Genomic DNA, 15,734 nt, shown 5'->3' with positions numbered 1-15,734 from the left:
TGATTATCATTATCAATATAATTTTTCGATTAATTTCTACACAGGCATTTTATTCTTCTTCCCATGCTAAACCCTCCAGTAACTGGAGGGTCAACAAAAACTGCGCTCTTATGGACCATACTCCTCGCTCATATGTGCAACTATATGAAAGACTATCCTCCTATCCCTGTTGAAAAATGGGGAAAACCAAAAATTATAGAAGGAGTTTGTTTGATGTTAAAGAATAGGTGAGAGAGGGAAAAGGATCCATGGAGTTTTTAAATTTCGTAAAAGGAGCGGATTTCATGAACACCCGTCATTTTGAACGAATGAAAAACGAAGAAGGATTTATTGCTGCACTGGACCAGAGCGGTGGGAGCACACCTAAGGCCCTTGCCGCCTATGGCGTACACGAAGACGCTTATGCCAATGAAGAGGAAATGTTCAACCAGGTCCACGAGATGAGAACGAGAATTCTCACCTCCCCTTCCTTTAATTCTGAGCAGATTCTTGGCGCCATCTTGTTTGAACAGACGATGGACCGCGAAGTGGAAGGCAAATTCACAGCAGACTACCTTTCATCCAAAGGTATCGTCCCTTTTCTTAAAGTTGATAAAGGACTTGCCGAACAGGAAAACGGCGTACAGATGATGAAGCCGATCCCTGACCTTGATGATATGCTGCGCCGTGCCAACGAACGAAACATTTTTGGTACGAAAATGCGTTCTGTCATTCATGAAGCGAATTACGACGGCATCAAAGCTGTCGTAGACCAACAGTTTGAAGTCGCTAAAGAAATCCTTGCTGCCGGGCTCGTCCCAATCATAGAGCCGGAAGTCGACATCAACAGTGAGGAAAAAGAAAAATGTGAGGATATCCTGCGCGGTGAGATCCTCAATCAGCTTAATCAGCTGCATGAAGATCAAAACGTGATGCTGAAACTGACGATTCCTACGAAGCCGAATGCTTACGAGGAAATCATCAACCACCCTCGTGTCGTACGCGTTGTTGCTCTTTCCGGTGGATACTCTCGCGAAGAAGCCAACGAAAAACTGAAGGATAATGAAGGTCTGATCGCAAGCTTCTCCAGAGCCCTTGTCGGCGATCTGCATGTCGATCAGTCACAGGAAGAGTTCGACCAGTCCCTGAATCATTCCGTAAGCTCCATTTATGACGCTTCCGTAAATAAATAAACAGACAAAAACCTCCGCTGATTCAAGCGGAGGTTTTCTTAGTGTAGTGAAACCATTTATTCACCAGCCTTCAGGAGCACAAACCATTCCCTTTCCGCGGACGAACGTCCAAGCCTCCTCGGGAAAACCGCCCCCCGGGGTCTTGGCCGCCCGTTTTTCCGCAGGAGTGAAATGGTTTGTGCTCCCTCCGGTGCCGGAAAAGACTCTCCTTCATCCAGCCGATCCTATAAGTGAAATGTCAAAAAATGATGCTCTCTTTAGCAAACCGGCTACCTTTTCAACCATGACAGGGTGTGGACACGGGGAGCGTTCGGTGGTGACGCCTGCGGGAACAGCACGAGCCGAAGATCCACTTGGTCAAGTGGTTTCGTTGACCAAGTTAGCTGAGGCCGTGCCCGCGGCAAGCACCCACCGATAAGCGGACCGTGGCCACCCACACGATTCAGGCGAAGAGGTAAGAGAACACGTGCTCTGCAAGTAGAAAACCCCCGCTTTTGAAAAGCGGGGGTTTTCCTTATTAATCGAACAGGACACTGACGGACTGCTCTTTCTGCACACGTGTCAACGCATCCGCAAACAACGGGGCAACAGATAGCGATACGATTTTATCAATACGCTTTTCCTCAGGAAGATAAACAGAATTCGTCACGACCAATTCCTTGATCGGTGAATCCTCGATGATCTTCACGGAAGGATCCGACAATACGGCATGGGTGCCGCATGCATAAATCTCATTGGCTCCATTTTCGAGGAGCGCAGCAGCCGCTTGATCGATCGTTCCGGCTGTATCAATCATATCATCCACGATAATGACGTTCTTTCCTTCAATATTACCGACCACATTCAAATCTTCCTCCATGTGGGGTTCAGGGCGGCGTCTATCCACAAATGCTATAGGCACATCCAGAATATCGGCCATACGGCGCGCCCGGCGCAGACCGCTTGTATCAGGAGCTACCACGACAACATCCTCGATGTTTTTCTCCTTGTAATACTGAGCAATAATCGGAATACCGAGCAGCTGGTCGACCGGGATGTTGAAGAATCCCTGAATCTGCGGCGCATGCAGGTCAAGAGCGACGACTCTTGATACGCCTGCTTTTTCCAACAGGTTGGCAATCAATTTAGCCGTGATCGGTTCACGCGGACGTGCTTTCCGATCCTGACGGGCATACCCGTAATAGGGGATGACCACATTAATGGTCTTGGCGGAAGCTCTCTTCAAAGCATCCACCATAATCAAAAGCTCCATAATATGTTCATTGACCGGCTGGGCCGTCGATTGAATCAAATAAATGTCGTCACCACGGACACTTTCCTCGATCGTAATTTGAATTTCACCGTCACTGAACCTCACTACAGAACTCTCTCCTAAAGGAACATCCAATATCTCTGAGATTTCCTCTGCCAACGGTTCGTTGGAATTAAGCGTAAACAGCTTCATGCTCATCTTGATCTCTCCTGTACGTAAGAATTCAAATGGAGCCTATGTTTTACTTTTCATCCTAATAAACATTTACACCATTTTTATTTTGAGTTTACATCACTGTGTTATTCCAATAAAGAGTATACTATACCATTTCGAGTTACGAAACTAATTAACTCTATATAAAAAGCCTTCTCCCGCATGAAGGAGAGAAGGCTTTATTCACCTAGCGGAACAAATCCAAAAAGCGGTCCCAGAGACTTTTCTCGTCCTGCTCCTCCGGCTCTTCTTCCTGTTCTGCTTTTTTGATGCTTTCTGTTTTTATCACGAACTGAACCGATTCAACATTCTCATTTTCTTCGGAAACAAAGGACACCGGTTCAAAATCGGAATAGTCATACTCACTCATCAATTGATCGATTTCCGACTGCATTTCATCCGGCAGATCGCTGGTAGAGGCAGCTAGTTCTGCCGTTCCGTTCTGAAGATCAGAAGCACCGGATTCCAAACCGGCGGTTCCGCTTGTCAGCCCGCCGATCCCGGAATGCACTTCCTCGTACGAACCGGCCAGCTGTCCGACGCCGTCCGTATACTCAACAAGTCCGGCATGAAAATCATTATACTGCGAAGAGAAATTCTGAATGCCCTGCTGCAGTTCCTTGATGGATTCATCCACATTCACACTGCCGAGATTTGTTTCAATTGTATCAGCCGCGGCTGCGAGCTGGTCGTTGATCTCACTCAATGAAGCCACTGCCTGATCAAGAGCGGGCCCGGCCGCATCAAAGGTGCCTTCGGCATCTCCGTAGACCGCCTTAGCCTCCTGGGCTGCGTGATACGTTTCAATCAGGTGATCGACTACTTCCTGATCGACTCCTGACTCACGAAGCGCCTGGATATCCTCCTCAGTCACTTCATACCCCGGAATGGAGGCCATCGCCTCATCCAGTTGATTGTGGGCATTGGCATATTTGGTTCTCAAATCCACAAGCCCGTCTTCCGCTTTCTGAAGCCCGGAAGAGAGCTCTCTCAAGTTCGTCTGCATTTGCGACAGATCACCAAGGTTTAATTCCCCAGGTCCCTGTGAAGCCAGACGGCTCATTTCCGCAAGTGCACTCTTAATCGATGCGGAACCTTCGACTAGAGAACCCGAACCACTGTTCAACTCCTGGATGCCGTTCAGGTACTGTTCTGAACCACTATAGACCTGAGCTGTTCCGCTATTCAATTCAGTGATGCCGTCGGCAAGTCCGGCTGCTCCGTCATGGATGGCGGCTGTTGCATCGGCAAGTGAATTCATATCATTCTTCACACCATCGATATCCGGCTCTTCCATGGATATGGAGGCTGGAACCGCGGCGATTTCAATACTGTCCATTTCAATATTCTCTGCGTCAGCCGTTATTTTGAAGCTTTCCTCTTTCTCAGGAAGAACGGTGAACGTGACCTGTCTGTCTTTCCCGGAACTGGCCACCGTTCCGTCAGGCGCCTCAATATTCTCGAAGATTTCTGCATCTAAAGGGATCGTAATCTGCAGGGTATAGTTGTTGAAAAAGACAGGATCGGCGCCTTCTTTTTCTGAGGTCTCAATCCCGATTTCCAGTTGTCCACCTTTTCCAAGAAGTTCTTCTGGATCAACCTTTTCTCCGCCCAGCTTATAGGAAAAATCGATTACCCACGGAAGATCCTGCTCTTCAAGATTTCCCTGGTAATAAAACTCCTCTTCCTCAGCTGTCACTTCGATCCGTGAATTTTTCTGTTTGATTTCATTCAAATTCGTTAAGTTCTCCACACTGGAATATGGGCCGAAATCAACAATCGTTCCCGGCTCTTCGATATCAAAGTTATTGACCACATACATGTCCTTCTGGCTGCCATCTGCATTTAACGTGGCGTAGACGACTTCACGCTTTTCAGAGTAACTGCCTTTCTCCGCTTTTCCATCCTCTTCCGCAGAAGCAGGAGCGGCGGGCAGGGCAAGAAGAAAAGCCATGATCAGCAGAGATGAACGTTTCCCTATCATTATCATTTCCCCTTATAAAAGTTTGCTTTCCAAGTCGTTTTTTCAATCACGCGGTCCAAAATCACAAGCAGGGCAGGCAGGACGAGCACGACCATCAGAAACGCAAGCAGCGCCCCTCTCCCAAGCAGCAGACCAATCGACGATACAATGGGGTTCGTGGAGGTCATCCATAAAATAAAGCCGACACTGGACAAAATTGAAGCTGATACAAAAATAGCGAAGACCTTATCATCAATCGTTTTCTTAATCGCCTCAAGAGCTGACATGTCTTTACGGAGATGATTGTAATTCTCCGTAAATAAAATGGCATAGTCCACGGTTGCCGCCAATTGAATCGTGCTGATCAATAGATACCCGACGTAGACGAGCGGCGTATCCATAAAATATGGAAAAGCGAGGTTCACCCATACCGAGGCCTGAATCGTAATGAGCAGGACCACCGGGATGGAAACCGACCGGAACGTAAGAATCAATACCGCAGCAACCGCAGCGATTGTCAGCCAGTTCACAAGGGTGTTATCCTTCTGCACAATATTTTTCATATCATACAACGTAACGCTTTCCCCCAACAGATGTGTCTCATCATAGTACCCATCTGCGGTTTCCTTCACCTCTTCAATAAGGGAAAAGGCTCTTTCCCCCTCCGCATCGGTTTCTGTATACAGGGTGATTCTAGCGTAATGCTCGGAATAAAACGTTTCAGTCACCGACTTTTCCAAGTACTCAGGCGGAATCGCGGGACTGACGATGTTGACATAGGACACGACGCTGGAGACATCTGTAAGCTGCTCCAGATCCTGCACGAGTTCTTCCTCTTTCGCCCGGTCCCCTTCAGGTACGAGAAGAACCATCGGGATATTTTTGCCAAAAGAATCCTGGATGGCGGCTACATCCTGACCTGCCCTTGTGTTTTCCGGCTGTTCTCCTGTTCCGTAAATAAAACTTGTTTCATTTTGAGCCAGAAAAGCAGGCACAATGATGATCAACAGCAGGATAAAGCTCGGCAGACGCAGCTTCATCACGTGACGGCCGATTCCCTTGAAATCAGGAACAAACGGACGGTGCTGGGTCTTATCAATCCAGTGATAAAACATCATCGTCAGCGCCGGCAGGAATACCATGACACTGATAAAGCTGAGAAGAATTCCTTTCAGCAGGTTCAATCCGAGATCCGCCCCGATACCAAAGTCCATAAAGGTTAGAGCGGTAAACCCAAAGAAAGTTGTGGACGCACTTGCGACAATCGCCGGAAAAGAACGCTTCATCGCCAGCTGCATCGCTTCCTTCGGATCTTCGACTTCCCTGCGGTAATCCGAAAAGCTGTGGAGAAGGAATATCGCATAGTCGAGCGAAACGGCCAGCTGTAAAATCGGAGCAACCGACTGCGTGACAAAGGATATTTCTCCAATGAAAATGTTCGTGCCTAAATTAATCAGGACAGATACACCTATGGCGACTAAGAAGAAGACCGGTTCCATCCATGATGTCGTTGATAAAATTAAAATCAAAATGATGATCGGAACGAGCAGTGCGGCTGCGTACATCGATTCACTGCCTGTCATTTTCTGAGACACAGCTGTGTTGACGGCTTCACCAGCCACCGCGTTATCTTCTCCAATCAATTCATAAATCGCATCTGTGGCTGCGACTTCTTCCCCTTCTTCTATGTGGAGGGAATAGAGTGCTTTTTGATCCTGGTAATAGGATTCAACTGTATCCGCAGAAGCCATCTCCAACGGTACTTTCACATCGATAATATCATCGAGCCATGTGACACTTCCGACTCCATCCACGTCCTCCAGCTGCTGTTTATAGCTGAGTGCTTCAGTGATCGAAACACCTTCAATCATGACCCGGGCATTTTCCACCGGTTCATCGAATTCCTGCTCCATGATGTCCACCGCTTCAATCGAAGGAGCGTCCTCAGGCAGGTAGTCAATCATATTGTAGTTGACGGACACGGCGAACTGAGCTGCCGCACTTAACAGCGTAAGTATGACAAAGATAAGAACAATACTCTTTTTATGCTTTATGATTCGTGCTGTCCATCCGATAAAACGTCACCCTCTCTTGCATCTCCCATTCATACACTATACTATTTTATTGACACCGTGTTGGATATTCAACAAACAGTTTTGTAATTTTCGTCATTTATCCAACATACCTGTATGTGAATGTTGGATTGTCATAAAAATGTAAAAAAAGGAGCCCCGCTATGAGTGAAAAAATGGACCGCCGAAAAAAGTATACCCGCCATGTATTGAAGGAAAGTCTGATCCATCTGCTGAATGAGAAGCCGATCGCTGACATTACCGTAAAAGAGATCTGCGCACGGGCGGACATCAATCGTTCCACGTTCTACACCCACTATTCCGATCAGTATGACCTGCTCGGGCGGATTGAAGAGGAAATTACAGCGGATATGAACACCTATCTCAGTCAATATGATCATGAGCTTGAAGAAGAATCGATTCAGATGACGGAGAAGATCCTCTCGTACGTGCTTGAAAATAAGCTGATCTTTCAGACCCTGCTGAAAGGAGAAGCGGCACCATCCTTCGAAAAACGGATGATGAACCTGACAAGGGGGTTCATGCTGGATAACTTAACGTCGGATAAAGTCATTTCCAAACAGGAATCCGAGTACGTCAGTACGTTTGTCATCAGCGGCGTCATCCACGTGATTAAAGACTGGATCCAGAATGACATGGACCAGCCGCCTGAGGAAATGGCGGTCATGGTCAATCATTTCATCCTCCATGGCCTTTCCCATTTCGATTAAAAAAGCCGCTTACGTCTGATGACGTAAGCGGCTTTTTTAATCATGATTCATGTTTTCTGGCTTCTCGTTCTTCTGTTACCTGCACGACCGGCTCATCCCATGGGTGAGCGGCGTAAATGCCCTGCTCAATCACTTTGGTCAGCAGATCTTCATCTCTCGGTATGGAAAATTCAATTCGAAACGAGGTCACCCTCTCTTTTTCTCCTTTTTTCCCTTCCGTAGGTACTGCTGTGCCGGAGGGGACAAACTGCTCCATCCCATCCTTCGTCTGCCACATCACATTCTTATACTGACCGACCTGCAGATCATCCACACTCAGCACACTTTGAATGACGTTTTCAACATACTCAGGAATCACATACGTTTTCACTCGGTAAATATCTACAAGTTTCATACGACCTCTCCTTTTGTGTTAATGGAACAGTCCGGATTCCCTCGATTTAGCCTTCACCTGTCTTGTCCGCTTATGCAGCGGTCCTTTCAGAAAGACGCCGATTAAAAGAAATACCCCGCCGAATAAACTGAGGAACACCAAGTCTGTTTCGACTCGGGCCGGCACAATACCTCCGACCGCTTCCCGCATCAGATCGATGGCGTAGGAAAACGGAAGGAATGGATGAATCGTCTGGAAAAACTCCGGAAGAAGCGCAACGGGATACGTTCCTCCCGACCCGGCAATCTGCAGGACGAGCATGACAATTGCTCCGGCTTTTCCGACGTCTCCAAGAACGGATACAAGAGTAAAGACAACCGTCATAAACACAAAGCTGATCAGCAGACCGAACAGGACAAATGGAACAACTTCAGCCACACCGATATCAAGCAGGAATACGTTTCCGAGCGTGACGACAAGCGTCTGCAGGAATCCGATACTCACAAATGTCGCAAGTTTTCCGAAGTACTGCTCATAACTCCGGTATTCCTGAAGGTTGACCGGATCCGTAGACAGTAACGACACCAGAAGCAGTGCACCGACCCACAGGGACAGTACCGTATAGAAAGGCGTCATACCTGTTCCGTAGTTTTCAATCGGGAACAGGGCGTTCTTACTTAAGGTGACCGGTTCTTCAAAAAAGTTTTCTTCTGCGGCCGGGTCATTTTTCAGAAGATCGATGATTTCATTGATATCTGTTTCTCCCTGGATATCACGTATCCGATCCGCCATTTCATTCACTTTTTGATTGACGTACGGATATTCATTCATCATATATTCCAGGATATCCTGACCTTCACCAATATTGCCTTCCGTACTGTTCAGGATGCGCTCGACTTCAGGAACCGTCGATTGGACATCCACCAAAATCGATCGGGCGTCCGCAAGCGTGCTTTGAGCTTTGTCGATTTCAGACAGTACCTGCGGCTCGATGTTTTCGTTATATTCTTTTAAGAACGCATCAATCTGGTCCGCCGTTTCCCCTGATTTTTCTTCAAGGGAGGCAAGGGTCTGATCGATGTTCTGCTGAGCTTCTGACAATCGGTCACCAATCTGACTGCTGTCCTCCTGGATGGCCGTGAGAGCTTCTTCTATCGCCTGGACATCAGCAATCGCCTGATCAATCGTTTCCTCAGGAATCTGCGGGGATGGCTGCGATGTGCTTTCTTCACTGCTCTCTTCCCCATTGTCTTCCTGATTTTCTTCATTCACTTGATTAGTCTGCTGTTGTTCCTTCACTTGTTGGAGAAGCTGCTCGACCGCCGCAATTTCTTCCAAGGACTGACTTGTCTGATCATTGATTTGACTACGGATTTCACCAATGGAATCGACATTCACATCGACCGACTGGACATCCTTCAAGAAGGCGTTCACGTCCTCAGCCGTCTGCTGTGCCGCGCTTAAATCTTCCTTTACCTGCGGAGAGAGCTCGTTCAACCGCTGTTCGGCATCGTCAATAAACGCCGTCGTTTCATCAATTGTGCTTAATCCATCCCCTGCCGCCTGCTCAGCCTGCGGAATGAGCCCCTGCACATCGTTGATGATGGAGGAAGCATTCTGCGAATCATCATACGCGTCGGAAATCAATTGATAAATTTCAGGCAGATTCTCTTCCAACTTGAAAATATATTCTTCAAAGCGCTTGATATCCGGCAGATCGTTCTCCAGTTCAAGCCCAAGATCGTTGAACAGATCGGCAACGGTACCGTTCACTTCCGAGATGAACTGACTGGTAATTTGATCGACCAGCACCGTGGCTCCTTTTTCAGTAATTTTAGGGGCAATGGCATTAATCTTTTCGTTGACATAGTACTGCACTTCCGACTTTTCCGGATTCCCTTCCACGACCGTTCCTAAGTGTTCAGAAAAAGTCTCTGGAATGACAATGACGGCATAGTAGTCTCCGTACTCCAGTTTATCCATCGCCTCACCGCGATCGGTAAACTGCCAGTCGAAACTGTCTTCATCCTTTAAGTTATCCACCAATTCCTGACCGACATCGATATCCTTATCCCGGACAACAGCTCCCTGGTCTTCATTGACCACGGCCACAGGCAGCTGGTCCGTCTGACTGTAAGGGTCCCACGATGCTTTGATGTTGAACCAGGCATACAGGGAAGGGAGGACAGCGAGTCCAAGAATCAGTATTAACGCTACCCAGTTCGTGGCGGTATTTTTCCAGTCTCTGCTGAATATTTTCCATATGTTCTTCATTTCAGATGCTCCTATACGTTCGTCATGGATTTGAATGGGAGTACATGAGTTCACGTTAGTTTTATCTACGAGAAGAAATTATATAGGAATGTTTCAAAAGTGAAAAGGGCGGCATCTCCATGTAAGCCCCACCAATCCACACAGCAGAGGACGAAAATTCATTTTCGATCATTAAGAAAAAAGGTGATTCCACGAGCGGAAACCCGCTTCTAATAGAAGCGGGTTTCCTTTCTCGCTTATTGAAAAAGCTGGTGCAGTTTCTCAAGCGTCCTCTCTTCATCCATAGATGTGTCATGAATGGCAACATGGCCATCCGGCCGGATCAAAAGCACACTTCCTTTTTCCATGCCGAGCTTCCGTTCCATGTGCCGGTGGACATCATAAATAATCGGAAGATCATCACCGTCCGTATGGACAGTCCCCCCTTTAGCCACAAGGAATATCTTCATCAGCCCTTGGTACTGGTCATTCACTTTTTCCGCAAATGTGTACGCATAATCTATGACATCCTGATGCTGGGCATCAATATAAATCAGACAGACAAATCCATATTCGCAGATGAACGGATACAGCCTCTCATCCTTCGCTCCATCGAAAAACAAAAGATGATCAGGTACACGGCGGCCGGCTTGGAGCGCTTTACGCGGCAGGGTGGAATCCTTCAGCTCTTTATTCCTTTTCACCTTTTCATATTCGTTATAAATATTGGATAGATGATTGGCGATCCTCTGCTGCACCCAGTCCTGAGTCAGCGCTGCCTTTCCAGCCCAGTTGCGGACTTTCCCCTGGGTTCCCTCCAGATTCACGACTTTCAACATCCGGGACGTTTCTTTCAAAACATCCTTCCCAATAGGAAAGCGTTCATCCTTATAACTGTCCAGGAACGAATCTGCAGCATAGCCTTTCAATACTGAAGCCAGCTTCCAGCCCAGGTTGGAAGCGTCCTGCAGGCCGAGATTCATCCCCTGGCCTCCGAACGGGTTGTGGATATGAGCCGCATCTCCAACAAAAAACACCCGGTTTTTCCGATAATCGGGGACCTGACGGTGAGCGGTACCAAAATAGGAAAGCCATGTCGGGTTTTCAAGACGGTAGGAATATTTCAGGACCGTATTGACGCTGTCCTGCAGTTCTTCCAACGTCAACTCATCTTTGTGAGGAAGCCCCTGCCTGGCGCGGTCAAAACCGACCACCCGGTAACTCCCGTCTTTGTAAGGAAAGAAGGCAACAGCTCCACGGTCATTCAAATGCATATGAATAAAAATTTCTTCAAGTCCTGGAACGTCCACATCACCAAGGAAAAAGGTGTACCCTTCGTCTTTTCCTTCAAAATCAATATTAAGCGCATCCCGCACTTTACTATGTGCACCGTCCGCAGCAATTAAATAGTCCGCTTTATATTCCTTCACTTCCCCGTTACAGGACGCCTTGACGTATACGCCCGTTTCATCCTGATGGACATCCATGACATCGTGTTCCCGTTCAACTGTACCACCGAGCGAGGCGAGATGGCTTTCCAGGATTTTTTCTGTTTCACTCTGAGGGAGGATCAAGAGGTAAGGATAACGGCTTTCAATATGGTACAGTTCCACAACGGAAGCATTCTCTCCACCAAGATGAAGCTTAGCCCCGGGACCTGGATAGCCTTTTTCGAGAAATTCCTTGTGCACACCAAGAAGCTCAAACATTTCCATCGTCCGTGCCTGGATACCGAGCGCTTTTGAGAGATCGGATGGTGCTTCGCGCTTCTCCAGACAGATGAAATCGACGCCACGCTTTTTCAGTTCATTGGCCGCCATCAATCCGGTAGGTCCGGCACCGATGACGATCACATCTGTTTCAATAACGGAAGACATGATTCTGTGCCCCTTCCTTTTACGTACTTTTGTATAACGCAACCTATTGTACGATACCCGTCTGGCGGAGCTTCAAGCGTGTTGAGGCATATTAGGGGTCCATCAAGAAAAACACAGCACAAAAAAAGAGCCTGCATACATGTATGCAGACTCTTTCTTCTCTATTTTTATTGATCAGTCGTCTCTTCTTCTTCAATCATCTCTGTTTCATCCAGATAACGCAGCAGGTCTCCATATACGACGGAATCAGACAAGGCCAGTTCCTCTTCTGCCTGTTCAAAGCCTTCTCCGCAGGCCGCGTCTTCGACCTCTTCACCGGTTTCCCGGTCATAGCAGGTGCCGTTGACGCCGACATATTCTTCGTTGGCGAAGTTGCCGTCACGTGTGACCATCAGCTCCTGGCGGTCCTCATTGAAAAGGTCCTGACCGAACTGGATCGGGTTGTCATCTTCTACACCGAGCATATTCATCAAGGTCGGACGCAGGTCAATCTGGCCGCCTACCGTGTCATATTCCTTACCTTCAATGCCTTCTCCAATCATTAGAAGCGGCACTCGTTGAAGCTGGAACTGCTCGTAATCGTTAATATCTTTATCGAGATATTCCCCCATCGCCTGCTGGTGGTTTTCAGAAATTCCAAAGTGGTCCCCGTATATGACGAGAACCGTGTCGTCATAGAGGTCTGACTGCTTGAATTCCTCCACAAATTGCTTCAATGCCTCATCCTGGTATCGGATGGTCTGGAAGTAGTTGTTCAGCGTCTGACTGGATGTTTCTCCTTTTTCAATCAGCTGTTTATCTTCCGGAAGAGTAAAGGGATGGTGGTTGGTGAGCGTGATCATCTTGTTGTAGAACGGCTCTTCCATCTCTTCCATTTTCGCTAAGGAATCCTCAAAGAAGTATTCATCCAAGTAACCCCAGCTGTGGGACTTCTCTTCGGTGACATCATAGTCTTTCTTCGAATAGAAACGATCATACCCGAGAGAATCGTACATGACGTTCCGGTTCCAGAAAGTCGCATCATTGGCGTGCATAACTGATGACGTATAGCCTTCCTTATCAAGAACTTCCGGAGTGGCCTCATACTCATTACCTGAATGGGTAAAGAAAGCCGCTCCACGGTTCAGTCCATAGAGAGAGTTATCGAGCAGAAACTCAGAATCGGACGTCCGCCCCTGTTTCACTTGGTGGTAGAAGTTGCTGAAATAAGCTCCTTCTTCTTTCAAATCATTGAAATAAGGAGTCAATTCTTCCCCGTTCAATGTGTTATCCACAACAAACGTCTGCGTACTCTCCAGCGAAAGAAGGATGACGTTCTTACCTTCCGCTGCCCCTTCCATTTCTTCACCTGCACCGGACTTCGTTTCATTCAAATAATTGAGAACCGGAACGAGTTCGTTGCTGTCCGCGAACGTCTTCTTCGCTTCGGTCTGCCCTTGAAGCACAATGTCATACGCGTGGAAGTTCAGAACGCCGATATATTTCACCAGCATATTGCGGTCAAAGGCCCGCTGCAGTAATTCTGTACGCTCCGTCTGCGCCCATCCGATATTCACGATGAACAAGGGGATGGCCAGCGCCGCAAGGATGAAACCTTCTTTACGCTTCGGCTGGAAAGACGTCAGGCGCTTCCCGTTCAAATAGAACAAAAGAAAGGCCGCTGCAAAAATATCGACAAACAAGAAAATGTCTGTCCAGGAAAGAATATCTGTAATACTCCCTCCGAGCCCGGCAAGGTTTGCCGCCTGCCCCAGCATAGGAATGGTTAGGAAATCAGAGTATTCTCTGTAAAATAAGACGTTAAAATATAATAAAAGCGATCCGACAATATACATGGCCAGCATACCTTTACGGCCGGCAAGCAGAATCCCTACACCAAATAAAAGAAAAATACTGCTGAGTGGGTTGAAGGCCAGAATTAAGGCTTCATTGAAGTTTTCAACGTCAAGGTTGAAGATGCCGCTCTGGATGATATACATCTTCAGCCAGAAAACAGCCATCACCGCTCCATAAATCATTACTTTTTTCTTATTGGCGGGGTCTTCCAATTTAGCTTTCCATTTAGAAATCATGAAATAACCTCCGTTTTAATAAACCAAAATCAACTAAAATACCGACAGCACATTCGCTGCATCATGGGTGCCGTTTTTTTCTACGACAAAACTGATCATAACATATTTTAAAGAAAAACCCCTTGTTTTAAATAATCTGTTATGTTCTTTTAATTCTGTAACAACCTCGTAATAAGAGAAGCCGCAGCCCATAAAAAAACAGCCTGCTGAATCAGCAGGCTGCCCCTGTTCGAAAGCTTAGAGTTTGTTCACAGCATCTTTGATGGATGTAGATCCACCAACGACTTGAAACTCTTTTCCAATCGTTGATTCGTTTTCAAGCACCGAAAGCAGAACGCCTGCAACATCCTCCCGGGAAATCTCTCCCCGTTCAACGGTCTCTGCTGCCTCTACCTGACCGGTACCATCTTCATTTGTCAGAATACCTGGATGGACGATCGTATAATTCAAGTTCGTACGACGGAGCCAGTCATCGGCATAATGCTTCGCAATGACATACGGAGCGAAGGACGCCGGAGCTCCCTGGATCGCCTCACGTGTCGTATCAAAGGAACTGACCATCACGTAGCGGCTGACTCCTTTTTGTTTGGCAGCCTCCATCGTTTTCACAGCTCCATCAAGGTCAATCATTACCGTTTTGTCCGGCCCTGTGTTCGGCCCTGACCCCGCTGTAAACACGACAGCATCCACCCCGTCAAAGGCTTCCGCTATTTTTTCTGTCTCATCCTCAAGATCAACAATGACGGTATCTGCACCAAGATCCTTAAAATAGGAGGCCTGCTCCTCTTTACGGATCATAGCTACAGCTTCTATATCATCATGGTTTTGTATGTTCTGTACAAGGTGCTTTCCTACCTGACCATTGGCTCCTACGACAAGTACCTTCATGGATAAATCCATCCTTTCATCGATAAGTATCTCCTTTATATGTATCCCTTTTTCAAGAAAAAGAAACGTAGGAACACTCCAGCCCTTAAAAAAAGCCGGGCAGCCCCCTTGGTATAAAGCTTACAGCCAGGGGCAAACCTTAAGATAAGACCGATCATTACGGAGGTGCAACCGATGTTCTTACGATTTATCCAGACAGCAGCAGTAGGATCTGTCGTTCTCATTACCGGATCCGCTGTCTTTCCAGTGATCAAACGAACCATCAGACCGACCATGAGGAAAGTATCGTATGAAATGAAGTTTCTGATCGTCCGGTCAGGTGAGCGTATGCAGGACATGGTCGATGAAGTGAAATTTGAGCGGATGAAACGAGCAATGGCCAACATGGACACGATTGAATGCGAAGTGTATGAAGATTGACCGAAGAATCGAAAATCTCCACACCTTGATTTTTCAGATAAACAGAATGACGCCGTCCATGCAGCACTTAAACACTGCCCTTTCCTTATCTGTTGACGGTGAAAATAGAAAGCAAGGAAGCGAACGTCAACCTGATGATCCGGATTCCCCTTAAACGATTTTCAGGCTTTTGATAAGAAAGTTTTACCAATAGACTTGAAGGGAACTTCTCCTTAAAAAGATCTGCATAAGGAGGGGTTCTTTCCTATGGTCGTTTCTGGAAAAATCCATTACAAACATCACCAGATTGATTTTGAGGTGAAGATGGAGCATGAGGATATTGAAGAAGGTGTCATAAAATCTGAGGAAGCCAAACAAGCCCTGGTTCATGCCATCAATCGTAAGTTCCGGGTGAAGTATCCGCTCACAAGCACCATTGATCCCGTCCACGTGTCTTCCATATAAAAAA

General features: G+C 47.1%; 12 protein-coding genes. 4 read left to right on the top strand and 8 right to left on the bottom strand.

Annotated elements, in window-relative coordinates; all coding sequences use genetic code 11:
* Nucleotides 1–284: 284 nt before the first annotated feature.
* Nucleotides 285–1,172 (top strand): fructose bisphosphate aldolase, encoded by an 888-nt coding sequence (locus QMA39_RS13575; RefSeq protein WP_027955640.1) that lies wholly within the window; start codon nt 285–287, stop codon nt 1,170–1,172.
* A gap of 517 nt (nt 1,173–1,689) precedes the next feature.
* Here the strand turns inward: QMA39_RS13575 and QMA39_RS13570 are convergent.
* From QMA39_RS13570 to QMA39_RS13560, 3 genes are all read right to left on the bottom strand, one after another.
* Nucleotides 1,690–2,622 carry a ribose-phosphate pyrophosphokinase gene (locus QMA39_RS13570; protein WP_035532229.1) on the bottom strand — a complete coding sequence of 311 codons (933 nt, stop codon included), beginning with the start codon at nt 2,620–2,622 and terminating at the stop codon, nt 1,690–1,692.
* A gap of 202 nt (nt 2,623–2,824) precedes the next feature.
* Nucleotides 2,825–4,621 (bottom strand): YhgE/Pip domain-containing protein, encoded by a 1,797-nt coding sequence (locus QMA39_RS13565; RefSeq protein ID WP_281659039.1) that lies wholly within the window; start codon nt 4,619–4,621, stop codon nt 2,825–2,827.
* A 2-nt stretch (nt 4,622–4,623) separates the two neighbouring features.
* On the bottom strand, nt 4,624–6,564 hold the full coding sequence (locus tag QMA39_RS13560; RefSeq protein WP_281659243.1) for an MMPL family transporter: 1,941 nt from the start codon (nt 6,562–6,564) through the stop codon (nt 4,624–4,626).
* 272 nt (nt 6,565–6,836) lie between these two features.
* Between QMA39_RS13560 and QMA39_RS13555 the strand changes: the two genes are divergently transcribed.
* Complete coding sequence (locus QMA39_RS13555) at nt 6,837–7,403, top strand: TetR-like C-terminal domain-containing protein (protein WP_027955635.1); 567 nt, start codon at nt 6,837–6,839, stop codon at nt 7,401–7,403.
* 40 nt (nt 7,404–7,443) lie between these two features.
* On the opposite strand, the gene QMA39_RS13550 is transcribed toward QMA39_RS13555, so the two are convergent.
* The 5 genes from QMA39_RS13550 to QMA39_RS13530 form a co-directional block, all read right to left on the bottom strand.
* On the bottom strand, nt 7,444–7,797 hold the full coding sequence (locus tag QMA39_RS13550; protein ID WP_281659038.1) for a hypothetical protein: 354 nt from the start codon (nt 7,795–7,797) through the stop codon (nt 7,444–7,446).
* 18 nt (nt 7,798–7,815) lie between these two features.
* Entirely contained in the window at nt 7,816–10,050 is a 2,235-nt protein-coding gene (locus QMA39_RS13545) for a YhgE/Pip domain-containing protein (protein WP_281659037.1), read from the bottom strand.
* 236 nt (nt 10,051–10,286) lie between these two features.
* Nucleotides 10,287–11,906, bottom strand: a complete 1,620-nt coding sequence (locus QMA39_RS13540; RefSeq protein ID WP_281659036.1) for an FAD-dependent monooxygenase — start codon at nt 11,904–11,906, stop codon at nt 10,287–10,289.
* A gap of 167 nt (nt 11,907–12,073) precedes the next feature.
* Nucleotides 12,074–13,978, bottom strand: coding sequence for an LTA synthase family protein (locus tag QMA39_RS13535; RefSeq protein WP_206933780.1), 1,905 nt, complete (start codon nt 13,976–13,978; stop codon nt 12,074–12,076).
* A 237-nt stretch (nt 13,979–14,215) separates the two neighbouring features.
* Nucleotides 14,216–14,866 (bottom strand): SDR family oxidoreductase, encoded by a 651-nt coding sequence (locus tag QMA39_RS13530; RefSeq protein ID WP_206934321.1) that lies wholly within the window; start codon nt 14,864–14,866, stop codon nt 14,216–14,218.
* Between the two features lie 174 nt (nt 14,867–15,040).
* Here QMA39_RS13530 and QMA39_RS13525 point away from each other — a divergent pair, with 174 nt between their 5' ends.
* Nucleotides 15,041–15,286 carry a hypothetical protein gene (locus QMA39_RS13525; RefSeq protein WP_281659035.1) on the top strand — a complete coding sequence of 82 codons (246 nt, stop codon included), beginning with the start codon at nt 15,041–15,043 and terminating at the stop codon, nt 15,284–15,286.
* A 246-nt stretch (nt 15,287–15,532) separates the two neighbouring features.
* Nucleotides 15,533–15,730: a hypothetical protein gene (locus tag QMA39_RS13520; protein ID WP_027955629.1), complete on the top strand. Its 198-nt coding sequence runs from the start codon at nt 15,533–15,535 to the stop codon at nt 15,728–15,730.
* The last annotated feature ends 4 nt before the right edge of the window (nt 15,731–15,734 follow it).

This window comes from Halobacillus sp. Cin3, assembly GCF_947311855.1.
Classification (GTDB): domain Bacteria; phylum Bacillota; class Bacilli; order Bacillales; family Halobacillaceae; genus Halobacillus; species Halobacillus kuroshimensis.
The sequence above is the reverse complement of the archived record's forward strand: the minus strand, read 5'-3'. Positions and strand labels throughout refer to the sequence as shown.

Excerpts from the sequence above, each read along its gene's own strand:
- QMA39_RS13570 (WP_035532229.1), bottom strand. The coding sequence starts at position 2,622 with ATGAGCATGAAGCTGTTTACGCTTAATTCCAACGAACCGTTGGCAGAG.
- QMA39_RS13520 (WP_027955629.1), top strand. The coding sequence starts at position 15,533 with ATGGTCGTTTCTGGAAAAATCCATTACAAACATCACCAGATTGATTTT.
- QMA39_RS13565 (WP_281659039.1), bottom strand. The coding sequence starts at position 4,621 with ATGATAGGGAAACGTTCATCTCTGCTGATCATGGCTTTTCTTCTTGCC.
- QMA39_RS13545 (WP_281659037.1), bottom strand. The coding sequence starts at position 10,050 with ATGAAGAACATATGGAAAATATTCAGCAGAGACTGGAAAAATACCGCC.
- QMA39_RS13535 (WP_206933780.1), bottom strand. The coding sequence starts at position 13,978 with ATGATTTCTAAATGGAAAGCTAAATTGGAAGACCCCGCCAATAAGAAA.
- QMA39_RS13575 (WP_027955640.1), top strand. The coding sequence starts at position 285 with ATGAACACCCGTCATTTTGAACGAATGAAAAACGAAGAAGGATTTATT.
- QMA39_RS13560 (WP_281659243.1), bottom strand. The coding sequence starts at position 6,564 with ATGATTGACTACCTGCCTGAGGACGCTCCTTCGATTGAAGCGGTGGAC.
- QMA39_RS13550 (WP_281659038.1), bottom strand. The coding sequence starts at position 7,797 with ATGAAACTTGTAGATATTTACCGAGTGAAAACGTATGTGATTCCTGAG.
- QMA39_RS13540 (WP_281659036.1), bottom strand. The coding sequence starts at position 11,906 with ATGTCTTCCGTTATTGAAACAGATGTGATCGTCATCGGTGCCGGACCT.
- QMA39_RS13525 (WP_281659035.1), top strand. The coding sequence starts at position 15,041 with ATGTTCTTACGATTTATCCAGACAGCAGCAGTAGGATCTGTCGTTCTC.
- QMA39_RS13555 (WP_027955635.1), top strand. The coding sequence starts at position 6,837 with ATGAGTGAAAAAATGGACCGCCGAAAAAAGTATACCCGCCATGTATTG.
- QMA39_RS13530 (WP_206934321.1), bottom strand. The coding sequence starts at position 14,866 with ATGAAGGTACTTGTCGTAGGAGCCAATGGTCAGGTAGGAAAGCACCTT.